14 protein-coding genes are annotated in these 12770 nt (G+C 67.1%); 6 read left to right on the top strand and 8 right to left on the bottom strand.

Annotation, left to right across the window (positions count from 1 at the left end; genetic code table 11):
* Positions 1–55 precede the first annotated feature (55 nt).
* Together ABD791_RS12095 and ABD791_RS12090 are read right to left on the bottom strand one after the other, a co-directional pair.
* A complete protein-coding gene (locus ABD791_RS12095) occupies positions 56–733 on the bottom strand; it encodes a LuxR C-terminal-related transcriptional regulator (protein WP_345066845.1) in 678 nt (225 codons plus the stop codon).
* Positions 730–2166 (bottom strand): ATP-binding protein, encoded by a 1437-nt coding sequence (locus ABD791_RS12090; protein ID WP_345066842.1) that lies wholly within the window; start codon positions 2164–2166, stop codon positions 730–732. The genes ABD791_RS12095 and ABD791_RS12090 overlap by 4 nt, the downstream gene beginning before the upstream one ends.
* A gap of 129 nt (positions 2167–2295) precedes the next feature.
* Between ABD791_RS12090 and ABD791_RS12085 the strand changes: the two genes are divergently transcribed.
* The 4 genes from ABD791_RS12085 to ABD791_RS12070 all read left to right on the top strand — a co-directional run bounded on the left by ABD791_RS12085 (position 2296) and on the right by ABD791_RS12070 (position 6102).
* Positions 2296–3951 carry a PspC domain-containing protein gene (locus ABD791_RS12085; protein WP_345066839.1) on the top strand — a complete coding sequence of 552 codons (1656 nt, stop codon included), beginning with the start codon at positions 2296–2298 and terminating at the stop codon, positions 3949–3951.
* 8 nt (positions 3952–3959) lie between these two features.
* Entirely contained in the window at positions 3960–4484 is a 525-nt protein-coding gene (locus ABD791_RS12080; RefSeq protein ID WP_345066837.1) for a RodZ family helix-turn-helix domain-containing protein, read from the top strand.
* A 237-nt stretch (positions 4485–4721) separates the two neighbouring features.
* Positions 4722–5762 (top strand): intradiol ring-cleavage dioxygenase, encoded by a 1041-nt coding sequence (locus ABD791_RS12075; RefSeq protein ID WP_345066834.1) that lies wholly within the window; start codon positions 4722–4724, stop codon positions 5760–5762.
* A gap of 118 nt (positions 5763–5880) precedes the next feature.
* Complete coding sequence (locus tag ABD791_RS12070) at positions 5881–6102, top strand: hypothetical protein (protein WP_345066831.1); 222 nt, start codon at positions 5881–5883, stop codon at positions 6100–6102.
* 121 nt (positions 6103–6223) lie between these two features.
* On the opposite strand, the gene ABD791_RS12065 is transcribed toward ABD791_RS12070, so the two are convergent.
* Genes ABD791_RS12065 through ABD791_RS12055 form a run of 3 tightly spaced genes read right to left on the bottom strand, consistent with a single transcriptional unit; the run spans position 6224 to position 8380 of the window.
* Positions 6224–7495 carry a UDP-N-acetylmuramate dehydrogenase gene (locus ABD791_RS12065; protein WP_345066828.1) on the bottom strand — a complete coding sequence of 424 codons (1272 nt, stop codon included), beginning with the start codon at positions 7493–7495 and terminating at the stop codon, positions 6224–6226.
* 13 nt (positions 7496–7508) lie between these two features.
* Complete coding sequence (locus ABD791_RS12060) at positions 7509–7937, bottom strand: MaoC family dehydratase (RefSeq protein ID WP_345066825.1); 429 nt, start codon at positions 7935–7937, stop codon at positions 7509–7511.
* Positions 7934–8380, bottom strand: coding sequence for an FAS1-like dehydratase domain-containing protein (locus ABD791_RS12055; RefSeq protein ID WP_345066822.1), 447 nt, complete (start codon positions 8378–8380; stop codon positions 7934–7936). Before ABD791_RS12055 ends, ABD791_RS12060 begins: the two co-directional genes overlap by 4 nt.
* A gap of 167 nt (positions 8381–8547) precedes the next feature.
* On the opposite strand from ABD791_RS12055, the gene ABD791_RS12050 reads away from it, so the two are divergent.
* Positions 8548–9000, top strand: coding sequence for a GNAT family N-acetyltransferase (locus ABD791_RS12050; RefSeq protein ID WP_345066819.1), 453 nt, complete (start codon positions 8548–8550; stop codon positions 8998–9000).
* 149 nt (positions 9001–9149) lie between these two features.
* Here the strand turns inward: ABD791_RS12050 and ABD791_RS12045 are convergent, their stop codons facing one another.
* The 3 genes from ABD791_RS12045 to ABD791_RS12035 all read right to left on the bottom strand — a co-directional run bounded on the left by ABD791_RS12045 (position 9150) and on the right by ABD791_RS12035 (position 11868).
* Positions 9150–10001 (bottom strand): MetQ/NlpA family ABC transporter substrate-binding protein, encoded by an 852-nt coding sequence (locus ABD791_RS12045; protein WP_345066816.1) that lies wholly within the window; start codon positions 9999–10001, stop codon positions 9150–9152.
* Between the two features lie 104 nt (positions 10002–10105).
* The gene (locus tag ABD791_RS12040) at positions 10106–10879 is read right to left on the bottom strand and encodes a methionine ABC transporter permease (RefSeq protein ID WP_345066813.1); all 774 of its coding nucleotides are present in this window, start codon (positions 10877–10879) and stop codon (positions 10106–10108) included.
* Positions 10876–11868, bottom strand: a complete 993-nt coding sequence (locus tag ABD791_RS12035) for a methionine ABC transporter ATP-binding protein (RefSeq protein ID WP_345066811.1) — start codon at positions 11866–11868, stop codon at positions 10876–10878. Before ABD791_RS12035 ends, ABD791_RS12040 begins: the two co-directional genes overlap by 4 nt.
* A 171-nt stretch (positions 11869–12039) precedes the next feature.
* On the opposite strand from ABD791_RS12035, the gene ABD791_RS12030 reads away from it, so the two are divergent.
* A complete protein-coding gene (locus tag ABD791_RS12030) occupies positions 12040–12663 on the top strand; it encodes a HEAT repeat domain-containing protein (RefSeq protein WP_345066809.1) in 624 nt (207 codons plus the stop codon).
* Positions 12664–12770: the final 107 nt, after the last annotated feature.

The raw sequence follows: 12770 nt of genomic DNA, 5'->3' as shown, positions 1-12770 counted from the left end.
ATTTTAGCGCCGACGTGCTCGTTCGAAAAGGGGCATTCCAGCGCAGCGAGCTGAGTTAGAGCAGCTTGCGCTCCAGCGCCCAGGCGGTGAGTTCGTGCCGCGACGAGAGCTGCAGTTTGCGCAGCACCGCCGAGACATGCGTTTCGACGGTTTTAGTGGAGATGAAGAGGGTGCCGGCGACCTCCTTGTAGGTGTAACCGCGGGCGATGAGCCGCATGACTTCCTGTTCGCGAGCGGACAGCCGGTCGAGTTCGTCGACGCGTTCGGCAACCTCCCCGGCCACGGCGCCGAACGCGTCGAGCACGAAACCGGCGAGCTTGGGCGAGAACACGGCGTCGCCTTCTGAGACGCGGCGGGCGGCATCCGACACCTCGGCCCCCGACGCGCTCTTGGTGATGTAACCGCGGGCCCCGGCCCGGATCACACTGACCACGTCATCGGCGGCATCCGAGACGCTGAGCGCCAAAAAGAGGGTGTGCGCTGCATGCGGGGCCGCCTCCCTGATCACTTCGGCCCCACCCCCGCCGCGACCGCCGGGGAGGTGCACATCGAGCAGCACGACGCGCGGCTGCAGTGCGATCACGAGCTCGATCGCCTCGTCGACGGTTGCCGCTTCGCCGAGCACCTGGATGCCATCGTCGAGGTCGGCACGCAGGCCAGAGCGAAAGATTGAATGGTCGTCGACGATCACAACCGGCAGGGCGACGGATGCGGCGGGTGCGGGGTCGGTCACGGGGTGTCCGTTCGTGAGGGGGTGGCGGGCGGGGTCTGCGCGGGCGGCAACATGACCGGTGGTTGAGGAGCAGCCGACGAAGGAGGCCGCGTCTCGAAACCGCGCGAGCCGATCTCTGAACCGGGGTCGGGTTTGGACGTTGGCTCACGAGGTTTCGAGACGCTCGCCGGCGCTCGCTCCTCAGCCACCGAGGGCTGCTCGACCCCCGGGCCGGAGGGCGACGCCGCAACCGTCGGCAGAACCAGCAGAATCTCCGTGCCGGCGCCACCGGGACCGCGTCGCACCGTCGCGCTGCCACCCACGCGGCGCATCCGCCCGAGAATGGATTCCTTGACGCCGAGTCGGTCGTCGGGAATGTCGTCGATGCGAAAGCCGGGGCCGCGGTCGGTGATGCTCAGTTCGATGCTCGTCGGGCCGGACTCGAGGTAGACCGACACCATGCCACCGGCGTGCCTGGCCGCGTTCAGCATCGCCTCGCGAGCCGCGGCGACGAGCGCATCGGGAACGTCGTCTGGACTGGTTCCGGCCGTCACGACCTCGAAGCGCACCGCGAAGTCCTCTTCGATCACGCCGGCGATGCGTCGCAGTTCGGTGGCCAGGTCGACGGTGGTCGTGTCGGATCCGGTGAACAGCCACTCGCGCAACTCCCGCTCCTGCGCGCGCGCCAGCCGAGCGGCATCGCTGTGCGGGCCGGCCTTCTGCTGAATCAGAGCCAGAGTCTGCAACACCGAATCGTGCAGGTGGGCGGCGATCTCAGCTCGCTCCGCCTCGCGCACGCGGGCGGTGCGTTCGTCGGCGAGGTCCTGCGAGAGTCGGATCAGCCACGGCGCAATGACGACACCGACGCCGAGCAGCACAGAGACGGCGGCCACGACGACGGTCCAGATGTTGGGGGCGTCGCCGGTGACGAAGAAAAGGAGGATGCCGACGGCCACGAGCACGAGAGCGCCGAGCGTGCGCACCATCAACGCCGACGAACGCTGGGCTGCACCGCTTCGAATGTCGGCGAATTGGCGCCAGGCCAGCGCAACGCCCGCCAGCACGACGATGGCGGGGATGACGACCGCCAGCGGGATATCGGCGCCCAATCGACTCGCCACGAGCGCAACGCCGGCGGCGAGCAGTGCGATGCCGAGCAGAATTTCGGTGACAGGGGCCGAGCGCGCGAGCGCGGCATCCGTTGTCGCGGCATCCGTCGCCGCCTGCGCCGCGGCCTGTGCCGAAGGCCGGGCCAGGCTGACCTTCGGCAGGGCGCCGGCTTCGGTCGTCGCTGACGGCGTCGTCACCCACAGCCAGACGTAGAGCAGAATGCCGGCCCCGCCGCAGAGCGCGAGAATCAGCGTGGCCGTGCGCACGGCGCTCACCGGAAGCCCGGTGTGCTCGGCGAAACCCGCGCAGACTCCACCGATCAGGCGCAGCCTGGGTCTGGTCATCCGCGGAGTGTTCACACTCACGATCAAAGCATGTCGCCGGACCCCGAGATGCCCCTGGGTCGCGAAGTCAGGGTCGAATCAGGGTGATCCCCCATGGCAGCGGCCCCGGCGCCCCGCCAGACTCGAAGCATGAACGATGCACCTCACAGCACGGCGAGCTCACCCGCCGCCTCACCGCAAGTCACCCGCTTCTTCGATTGGGTGCGCTCCACCGGCATCGACCGCGGACACGATCGCTGGTTCGCCGGCGTCTGCGGCGGCATCGCGTTCCGCACCGGGCTCGACCCGCTGATCGTGCGCGGCATCGCCATTGTGCTCGCGATCCTCGGCGCTCCGGTGCTGTTCGCCTACGCCATCGGCTGGGCCTTGCTGCCCAACCAGTCGGGACGCATTCACGCCGAGCAAGCGTTTCGCGGCGTCTTCGAACCGGCCATGATCGCCATCGGCGCGCTCGTGCTGTTCACCATTGTTCCGTTCACGCGTGGGCTCTGGTGGGAGGGCCCGCCTCTCGCCTGGGGCATGCCCGACTGGTTGTCCACCACCTTCACCGTCGGCTGGACCATCGCGGTCATCGTCGGCATCGTCTGGTTGGTCATCTACTTGCTGCGCCGGGTTCCGGCGCCGAACAGCGCGTTTCGCTCGCCACCGCCCGCTGCACCGTCTGGGCCGCCGGCGTCGCCTTACTCTCCCCCGTCGCCCGCAGCCTCGCCCTCGGCCCCGCCCTCGGAGCCGTCGTCGAGTTCGGCAGCCTTCGTGACCACCCCGTTTGTCACCGACCCGAGCGGCACAACGGATGCCCCGGCCAACGCGGCGAACAGCTCTGGTTTCGGTTCCGCCGCCTTTGACGGCGCAGCAACGACTGATGCAGCCTCGACAACGGCCACGCCCGCCTCCCCTGCCTCCCCCGCCGCCAATTCCGCTTCCGGCCCCGCCGCGTTCGGCGCGACCGCAGCCGGCGCGACGTTCGGGGCAGGGGCGGCCGGCGCGACGTTCGGAGCGGCAGCCGGCCCAACGCCGCCGTCCACTGCGCAGCCGCGCAGCGCCTGGGATGCCCTCGTCGATCAGTCCCACGGCACCGCCGGATCGAAGACCGATTGGAACTCCTCCGCTGCTGCCCACAAGAACCGCCACCCCGGCGCCGGCTTCACCGCGATCATGCTCGGCATCGGTCTGACCCTCGGCGCCGCGGCATCCGCCGTCTATTCCGGCGTCTTCGACGGCGGAACCTGGTCGGGCGCAGCCCTCCTCGTCGGGCTCGCCTTCACCCTCGGTGTTCTCGCGCTCGGCATCATCATCGCCGGAATCCGGGGCCGCACCAGCGGTGCCATGGGTGGCTTCGCGTTTCTCGCCGCGGCGACCCTGCTCGTGCTCGGGGTGTTGCCCCAGGGCACCCAGTTCGCCCTCGTCGGCGCACCCACCTGGTCGGTCAGCAGTTCTGCGGCCGATGCGGTGAGCGGCTACGCCGTCGTCGCCGGTGCACCGACGATCGATCTCACCGCGCTCGACAACGCTCGGGCTACCGACGGGCGCACGATCGACGTCTGGCTCGGCTTCGGTGAGACCGAGCTCGTGCTGCCGGACGATCGCCCGGTGACCGTCGAAGTCAACACGTTCATCGGCGGGCTCGACTACCAAGCAACCTCGGGCAGCACTCGCTCAAGCACCGAGCGCGGCGGCATCTTTCTCCACGACTCCCGCACGTTCAACGGGTCTGATGCACGAGCCGTTCCGCACATCCGCGTCTGGACCTTTATCGGCCAGGTCACCGTCGTCGACGCCCGCTAGGAGCTCTCATGTCTGACTTCCCCACCACCCCGCTTCCCGGCTCGACGCCCGAGCCGAGCAACACCGATGTTTCGCCGGACAGTGCGCCCGACTCGCAGCCCACCGTGCCTTTGAACACGAATGCCGCTGCACCTACCGCGCAGCCGACGGTGCCACACAACACGAATGCGACTACCGCACAGCCGACAGTGCCACTCAACACGAATGCGACTACCGCGCAGCCGACGGTGCCACACAACACGAATACGACTACCGCGCAGCCGACGGTGCCACTGAACACGGATGCCTGGGCGTCTGTTTCGCAGGCCGCCCCCGTCGCGCCGGGCGCGGCATCCGCCCCTCGGCGCAACCGGCCACGATTCTCCACGATCCTCTGGGGTGTGCTGCTTCTCGTCTTCGCGGGATTCATGGTGGCCTGGACGGTGTTGCCGACGGCTCCCGACCCGACGCTGCTTCTGATCGGCGCGGTCATCGCGATCGGAGTGGCTCTGGTCGCGGCTGGAATCGCGGCCGCCTCGCGTCGGGCCGGCTGAGTACCGGCCGAGTCCCACTCGGATTGCCCCCAACGCCTCCCGTGCGCTCAAATCGTCGCCCTCACTCTCCCGAGGCGACGGTTTGAGCGCACGCGTGCTGCCTGCACGCGGATGCACACGTGCGCACGCCCCTGACCGCGCTGCCTGACGACTCGTTGCCCGCTCATAGCAATCCCATAGCGGCGTGGGCGAAGGTGGGAGCCTCCCGAGTCACCCCGAACTGAAGAGGCAGCCACAATGAGTCGCATTCCCGAACCAGAATTCACCCCGGACGGGCCCGCGTACGAAGGCCGCCTGCTCGATCGTGCCGACGAGGAGGTCGTCGATCAAGGCGTGGCCTTCGACATCCGCACCCTGGTCAGCCGACGCAATGTTCTGAGCCTGTTCGGTTTGGGAATCGGTGCGGTGGCACTCGCTGCCTGCACTGACACCTCTGGTTCAGGAGCGTCGGCGTCGGCGTCGGCTTCCAGCTCCGGCGAGATCCCCGACGAGACGGCGGGCCCCTACCCGGGCGACGGCTCCAATGGCGCCGATGTGCTTGAGCAGTCTGGAATCGTGCGCAGTGACATCCGCTCAAGCCTCGACGGCGGCACGACGGCCACCGGCGTTCCGATGGCCCTCTCGCTGACCATCCTCGACATGGCGAACAATGACGCTCCGTTCACGGATGTCGCGGTGTACGTCTGGCACTGCGATAGCGCCGGCGGCTACTCGATGTACTCCTCCGGAATTGAGAATGAGACCTACCTCCGCGGCGTGCAGGTCGCCGACAGCAAGGGAACTGTCTCCTACACCTCGATCTTTCCGGCTTGCTACACCGGTCGTTGGCCGCACATCCACTTCGAGGTCTATCCCACCGTCGACCAGATCACGGATTCGACGAACGCCATCGCCACGTCACAGGTTGCGCTGCCCGAAGAGGTCAGCAAACTGGTCTACGCGCTTGACGGCTACGAGGGCTCGTCGGCCAATCTGGCACAGGTCAGTCTCGACACCGACAATGTATTCAGCGACGACGGTGGCGCGCTGCAGCTGGCGACAGTCAGCGGCGACGTCAAGTCGGGCTACCAGGTCTCGCTCACGGTGCGCGTTGATACCCGCACGACACCGACCGCGGGTTCGGCGCCGTCGGGCGGCGCCGGTGGTGGTGGCGCTCCTCCGGCCGGTGGCGGCCCCGGCGGCGGCGGAACTCCCCCGACCGGTGGCCCCGGCGGTGGCGGAACTCCCCCAACCGGTGGCCCCGGCGGCACGCCGCCTACCGGGGCGCCGTCGAGCTGATCGCAGGTTGACCCGCAGGTTAGACCCGCAGGTTAGACCCGCAGGGCGAAGGAGAAGTGCTCCGGCACATCCGTGCGTGCGCCCAAATCGTCGCCAACACACGACACGAGGCGACGATTTGAGCGCACGCACGAGGATTCTCGGCACTCACCTCCCGCAACGCGACGAGCGGATGCCCGAGCGGGCGAACACGCGCCACGAGCTCGCGAGTGCGGCCAAATGGCCGCTCACCGGCATCGCAGAGCAACCGTTTGCCCGCACTCGCGAAGGAAAAGTGCTCCGGCACATCCGTGCGTGCGCCCAAATCGTCGCCGACACACGACACGAGGCGACGATTTGAGCGCACGCGCGAGGATTCTCGGCACTCACCTCCCGCAACGCCCGCGCCGAGCGGATGCCCGAGCGACCGAGCACTCACGCCTCACGTCGAGCTAGAGCTAGAGCTAGAGCTCGAGCTAGAGCTAGAGCGATACCCCGATCAGCACCGGCTCCGGCTGCAGGATCACACCGAACTCCGCCGCGACGCGGCCCTGCACAAAGCGGGCCAGCTGCGCGATCTCGTCAGCGGTCGCCCCGCCCGTGTTCGTCAGGGCGAGAGTGTGCTTGCTCGAGATCGCCGCCCGCGAGCCGGGCAGCCTAAACCCCTTGGCGATGCCGGCCTGTTCGATCAGCCAGGCCGCACTGAGCTTCGTCAGGCGCACCTCCTCCACGCAAGGAACCGGGCCGACTCCGGCATATTCCTCGAGGGGAATGACCCGGTCGGCCAGCACAGATTGCTGCGACCAGCGGGGGGCGTCGTCGGGAAGCTGACGGGCAAAGTTCTCGGTGACGATCGGGTTCGTGAAGAATGACCCGGCGCTCGCGGTGTCGGGATCGTTGGCGTCGAGCACCATTCCCTTCGACGCTCGCAGCGCGAGCACCGTCGAACGCACGACATCGAGGGCGACGCGGTCACCCTGCTGCACGCCGAGCGCGCCGGCAAGCTGCGCATAGGCGACCGGGCGTCCGAGGGCACTGCCGAGCACCGCCGCCTCAGCATGGGTGTCGTGCAGCTCCAGCTCGACGGCCAGCACGATACCGATCAGACCCTGCTTAAAGGCCGAGGTGCGGTAGTCCAGCTTGAGGTCGGCGGCACCGATCCGGCGCACGTCTCCGCTGTCGAAGTCGAGAAAATCCACCGCGACGAGGCAGGACGCGATCTCCTGGCCATACGCACCGATGTTCTGCACCGGGGCGGCACCGACGGAACCGGGGATGCCGGAGAGCGCTTCGATCCCGGCCCAGCCCTGGGCCGCGGTGAAGGCGACGAGCTCGTCCCACGACTCACCGGCCTGCACCCGCAGCCGAACACGGGCACCATCGCCAGCGCCATCGCCACCGAGAGCGCCACCGAGTCCGCCACTCGCTTCAGCGCCGACCGCACCGGCAGCCTCGCCGTGAGCGATATCGGCTGTGCCGCCGAGCACGCTCCCGCTATATTCCGAAACCGGAATGACCTCGATGCCCCTGGTCAAGATTCGGATGACTGTGCCATCGAACCCCTCATCGGCCGCGACGGTGTTCGACCCGCCGCCGAGCAGCATCCATTCGTCGCCCTCTGCCCAGACCTCAAGCGCAGCGGCGACGAGCTCCTGCTCGGTCTTCGGGGTCACCATGGCGGCCGGAACACCGCCCACCCGCAACGTGGTCAGGTCGCGGAGCGCGATCGGAGGCGTCTGAAATTCAGAGATCATCGGAGCCAATCAACTAGACCAGGCTGACGCGGGCCTGCGCCTTGCCCAGTACCGTCTGCTCGTTGAACGTGACGGTGAGATCGATGCGTGCGACGGCGGCATCCGTGTCGATGGCGCCAACCTTCGCGACGACCGTGACGAGCGCACCCTCAGAAGCGTCGACCGGAACCGGCCGGGTGAACCGCACCTGGTAGTCGATGACGCGTGCCGGGTCGCCGGCCCAGTCGACGACCGGCTGCACGGCCAGGCCCATCGTGAGCATGCCGTGCGCGAGAACGCCGGGCAGCCCCACCGACTGTGCCACATCGTCGCGGTAATGGATCGGGTTGAAGTCACCGGATGCTCCGGCGTAGCGCACGAGGGAATCGCGCGTCAGCGTGTAGCTGGCACCGGCAACCACCTCGCCGACGGTCAGAGTGTCGAGGGCTGGTGCGGCGTTCATTCGTCTCCCCTGACGACAAGGGTGGATGTCGCGGTGACGACGTGGGCACCGGTGGCGTCGGTGATCGCCGATTCAGCGGTCACCATCGAGTGGCCGCCGAGAGTTTTGACGCTCGATACGGTCAATGTGGCGGTCAGCTCATCGCCCGCGACGATGGGTCGGCTGTACGTGAACTGCTGGTTGCCGTGCACGACGCGGCTGAAGTCGATGCCGGCGTCTGGCTCGGCGAGCAGCTGGGCGAGCGTGAACTCTTGCAGCACCACGGCGAAGGTCGGCGGGGCGACGACATCGGCGTGGCCGGCGGCACGCGCGGCCTCCGGATCGTGGTTGATCGGGTTGGTCGCGAACACGGCACGCGAGAACTCGCGCACTTTTTCGCGGCCGACCAGGTACGGCGGAGCGGGCGGGAAGACCCGGCCCTGAAGTTCGGGGTTTACTGGCACTCGCCCAGTCTACGGGGGCAGGTTCGCTCGCGTGAGGGGTCGCAAATCGACCTTCGTTGGGACAGGGAAGGTCGATGTGCGACCCCTCACGAAAGAAGCGGCCCCAGTCTCGGGGGCCCCCACCTCGCGGAGGCAATCCCCCGTGTGGATCGGGCAAACTTGGTCACATGGAATTCGCACGTGTTCGTCTCCTCGACCCTCGGGCCGAGCAGCTTCTGTCCGGTCTTCGCCACGAGTACGAGGTGCGCTACGGGCCCGGCGACGCCGCCGACGATGTGCCCGCCGCAGAGTTCGACCCGCCCCTCGGCACTTTTCTGGTGCTGATGGATGGCGACGTGACCGTCGCCGGTGGCGGCATCCGTCGTTTCGACGATGAGACCTGCGAGATCAAGCGCATGTGGACTCACCCCGACTACCGCCGCCAGGGTCATGCGAAGGCGGTGCTCGCCGAGCTCGAGTCGATCGCCCGAGAGATGGGCTACCGCCGCGTGCGCCTCGAGACCGGTGACGCCCAGCCCGAAGCACTGGCCCTCTACCCGAGTTTCGGTTTCGTCGAGATCGACAACTATGGGCACTACGCGACCGCTACCGGATTCGAACGCACGCTGACCGACGCCTAGGCACGGCACAGCGACACAGCGGCACACAGCAAAGCAGCACCGCCGCCACCCCACACGCAGAAACGACGGATGCCCGACCAGCCAGTGGTCGGGCATCCGTCGTTAACGAGAACCTCGCGAGAGGCCCCCGCGGCGAACGAGCAGGTCGACTAGACGGTCGGGATGACCAGGCCGTCCCAGGTGTCGTTCATGAACTTCTGCGTCGCGGGGTCGAGCAGCAGCTCCTTCAGCTTGAGAACACGGGGGTCCTTTTCGAGCTCAGGGGTGGTGGCGAGCACGTTGGAGTACGGGCTGTCCTTGCCCTCGATCAGAATCGCCTGCTTGGCGGTGAGCCCGGCCGGGAGTGCGAAGGAGATCGTGACGAACGCGGCATCAACGTCTGGAACGGCCTGCGGCAGGGTGGCGTTCTCGATCTCGACGAACTGCAAATCCTTCGAGTTCTTGGTCACGTCGGCGAGCGTGGTGGGCTCGTCGGTGGTCTCGATCAAACCCTCGGCCGCGAGAATCTTCAGCGCACGACCCTCGTTCGTCGGGTCGTTCGGGATCGCGATCTTCGCGCCCTTCTTGAGACCGTCGAGTGAGGTCACCTTGTCGCTGTAGAACGCGGCGCTCGGCAGGTAGATGCTGCCCAGGCTGACGAGGTCGCCGCCGGTCTGCGCGTTGAAGTTCGCCAAGAATGTGGCGTTCTGGAACAGGTTCGCGTCGATGTCGCCGTCGGTCAGCGCCACGTTCGGGGTGTTGTAGTCGGTGAAGTCCTGGAACTTGATCGTCAGCCCGGCGTCGGCGGCCAGGTTGTCCTGAACGAATTTGAGGATGTCCCCCGCCGGCGTGGCCAGCGCACCGACGGTGATCGTGCCGAGATCACCCGAAGCCGCGGCGGCCGTGGAGGCGGGCTTCTCGTCCGAAGCCGCAGCGCACGCGGACAGGCTGAGCAGCGCGGTGGCGGCGAGTGCCGCACCAGCGATGCGGATGCTACGGGAGTTGCGAGCGGTGAACTTCATCAGTGATCTCATTTCGACAAGAAAACGGAACGTGACCGGAGGGGCCACGCAGAACAGCAGGGAGAAAAGAAGCGGGAAAAAGAAGAACAGGCGCCGAAGCAGCGCTAGGCCACCACACCCGCAGGCTGCATCTCGGCACGCGCATCCGCTCCGACCGCCCGACCGGAGGAGGTACGCGAGCGGTGCGAGAACCGGCGGGCCAGGCGGGTGGCGATCGCTTGCAGAACCATCACAATCACGAAGATCACGATGATCACCGCGACCATGTGAATGGTGCTGTAGCGCTGGTAGCCGTAGCGCACCGCCACATCGCCGAGCCCTCCGCCGGCGACGGTGCCGACCATTGCCGAGAAGTTGATGATGGAGGTCACCGTGGTCGACAGGCCGAGAATCATCGGCGAGATGGCCTCGGGCACGAGCACCTTCGAGACGATCTGCCAACGGGTCGCACCGAGCGACTCGGCTGCCTCGACCAGGCCGGTGTCGACCTCCTTGATCGCGATCTCCACCATCCGGGCGAAGAACGGCACCGCGACAACGGTCAGCGGAACGATTGCCGCCGTCGGGCCGATGAACGTGCCGACCACGGCACGGGTGAAGGGGATCAACGCCACCATCAAGATGATGAAGGGCACCGAGCGGCCGAGGTTGACCAGAAACTCGAGCACCTTGTTAATGGCTCGGCCGAGTGCGCGCGACCCGAACGGTTTGTCGAACAGCCCGCCGGCCTCTGTGCCGACCAGAATCACGCCGAGCGGCAACCCGATGATCACGGTGAGCAGCAGCGAAACGCCCACCATATAGAGGGTCTGCCCGGTGCCGACCAGCAGCACCTGAAACAGTCCGGGCCAGAAGCCGGGGTCTGAGGGGTCGATCATGACGCTTCTCCAACGATCTCGACGAGCAGGCCTTGTTCGCGCAGATCCTTGATCGGCGCAGCATTCTCGGCGACGCTGCCAGGAAGTTGAAGTCGGGTACGTCCGGCCTGGCTGCCGCCGATCGTTTCGATCGCAGCGCCCAGGATGCTGATGTCGAGCCCGTAGGCGCGGGCCAGCTGCGAGATCACCGGTCGGTCGGCGGTGCCACCGCTGAAGGTGATTTCGACGATGGTGTTTCCGTCGCTCGGTGGCACTGCGCCGAGCGGGAACAGGTCGTGCGCCAGCCGAGATCCCGGGGTCGAGATCAGCGAGACGATCGGGCCGGACTCGACGATGCGACCGCCTTCGATCAGCGCGGCCGAGTCGCAGACGCGCTTGACGACATCCATCTCGTGGGTGATCAGCAGCACGGTGAGGCCCAGTTCGACGTTGATCGTCTTGATCAGGTCGAGAATCGACCGGGTCGTTTCAGGGTCGAGAGCGGATGTCGCCTCATCGGAGAGCAGCACCTTCGGGTTTGCGGCCAGGGCGCGGGCGATGCCGACGCGCTGCTTCTGCCCGCCAGACAGCTCTGACGGGTAGGAGTCGCGCTTGTTGACCAGGCCCACCAGGTCGAGGATCTCGAGCGAACGGCGGCGCCGCTCGGCCCCATCGACACCGATGATCTCGAGACCGAGCTCCACATTGCCCTGCACCGTGCGCCCGGAGAGCAGGTTGAAGTGCTGAAAAACCATGCCGATCTTGCGGCGGGCCGCGCGCAGGCCGGCCGGGTTCAGCGCGGTCAGCTCGTCGCCGTCGACCGTGACGGTGCCGGAGTCAGGGCGTTCGAGCAGGTTGATCGCCCGGATCAGGGTGCTCTTGCCTGCACCGCTCTGGCCGATGACGCCATAGATTTCGCCGGGAGCGACCTCAAGACTGACGTCGTTCAATGCATATGTGGTGGATCCGCCCGACTGAAAGGTCTTCGAGACGTGTCTAACGGAAATCACTAAGAAAATCACCCGGAGTTCAAGAGAGAGCGGTACGCGTTACCGCAGTCTGATCAAGTGTGGCGAGGCCGCGCGGCATCCGCCAAATCGGCGCGTCACAGTGCGACATCTGCGCTCTGTGCCCTCCTTTCAGGCGGTTGACCAGGTGCGGCAGATAAACTGAATCCCGCCATGGCAAACAAACTTGAGACGCACCCCGATATTCCCCTCGACCTTCCGACCGCTGAGCGCATTCAAGCGGCCGTCGCCCACTACGGCGAGGACGTGGTGAGTGCGAACGCCGTCACGCTGCTGCGCGCCAAGAATGCCGGCAAAGACTTTCTGCTCTACGCCGGTGGGCGCCACGCGCTCGGCATCCTCGAAGGCGCTCCGGCCCTGTACTGGCCTGAGCTCTGGGGTGCACGCACGCTCCTCTATGTCTGGAACGATTCGGCAGCCCCCTACGTCGTCGTCGGACTGACCAACCAGGCCTGGCGCATCCGTGAAATGTGCGCCCGTGTTGTCACGCTGCGCGACCTGCAGGTCGCCCCGAAGCTGGTTCGTCTCACGACGGATGAGGTTCCGCGCGTGCGCTCCGCCGCGCTCACTGCCCTCGCCGCGCAGGGAACCGCCGAGCACCTCGACACCATCGCGCAGCGTCTGCGCGACCCGGACAAAGAGGTGCGTCGCACGGCACGCGCCGCACGCGAGACGCTCACCGCCCGAATCGTAGCGTCGGGTGGGACGATTCCGTCGGCCGAAACGGATGGCGCAGAGTCGGCAGAGCTCGCACCGGATCCCGACTCCGTCGAGTAGCCACGCCCTCGAGAACGAGTAACACCAGAAACACCCGTACCACCCGCGGCACTGCCACCATCAGCAGGGCGGAGTAAGCTCTCCCAGCCGGGCGAGTTCGAGGTCGT

This window comes from Glaciibacter kafniensis (genome assembly GCF_039538945.1).
In the GTDB taxonomy this organism is placed as follows: domain Bacteria; phylum Actinomycetota; class Actinomycetes; order Actinomycetales; family Microbacteriaceae; genus Cryobacterium; species Cryobacterium kafniensis.
Note: the sequence above shows the minus strand (reverse complement) of the source record. Positions and strands in the feature narration are given on the sequence as shown.

Excerpts from the sequence above, each read along its gene's own strand:
- ABD791_RS12060 (WP_345066825.1), bottom strand. The coding sequence starts at position 7,937 with ATGAACGCCGCACCAGCCCTCGACACTCTGACCGTCGGCGAGGTGGTT.
- ABD791_RS12075 (WP_345066834.1), top strand. The coding sequence starts at position 4,722 with ATGAGTCGCATTCCCGAACCAGAATTCACCCCGGACGGGCCCGCGTAC.
- ABD791_RS12040 (WP_345066813.1), bottom strand. The coding sequence starts at position 10,879 with ATGATCGACCCCTCAGACCCCGGCTTCTGGCCCGGACTGTTTCAGGTG.
- ABD791_RS12045 (WP_345066816.1), bottom strand. The coding sequence starts at position 10,001 with ATGAAGTTCACCGCTCGCAACTCCCGTAGCATCCGCATCGCTGGTGCG.
- ABD791_RS12030 (WP_345066809.1), top strand. The coding sequence starts at position 12,040 with ATGGCAAACAAACTTGAGACGCACCCCGATATTCCCCTCGACCTTCCG.
- ABD791_RS12080 (WP_345066837.1), top strand. The coding sequence starts at position 3,960 with ATGTCTGACTTCCCCACCACCCCGCTTCCCGGCTCGACGCCCGAGCCG.
- ABD791_RS12085 (WP_345066839.1), top strand. The coding sequence starts at position 2,296 with ATGAACGATGCACCTCACAGCACGGCGAGCTCACCCGCCGCCTCACCG.
- ABD791_RS12065 (WP_345066828.1), bottom strand. The coding sequence starts at position 7,495 with ATGATCTCTGAATTTCAGACGCCTCCGATCGCGCTCCGCGACCTGACC.
- ABD791_RS12090 (WP_345066842.1), bottom strand. The coding sequence starts at position 2,166 with ATGACCAGACCCAGGCTGCGCCTGATCGGTGGAGTCTGCGCGGGTTTC.
- ABD791_RS12050 (WP_345066819.1), top strand. The coding sequence starts at position 8,548 with ATGGAATTCGCACGTGTTCGTCTCCTCGACCCTCGGGCCGAGCAGCTT.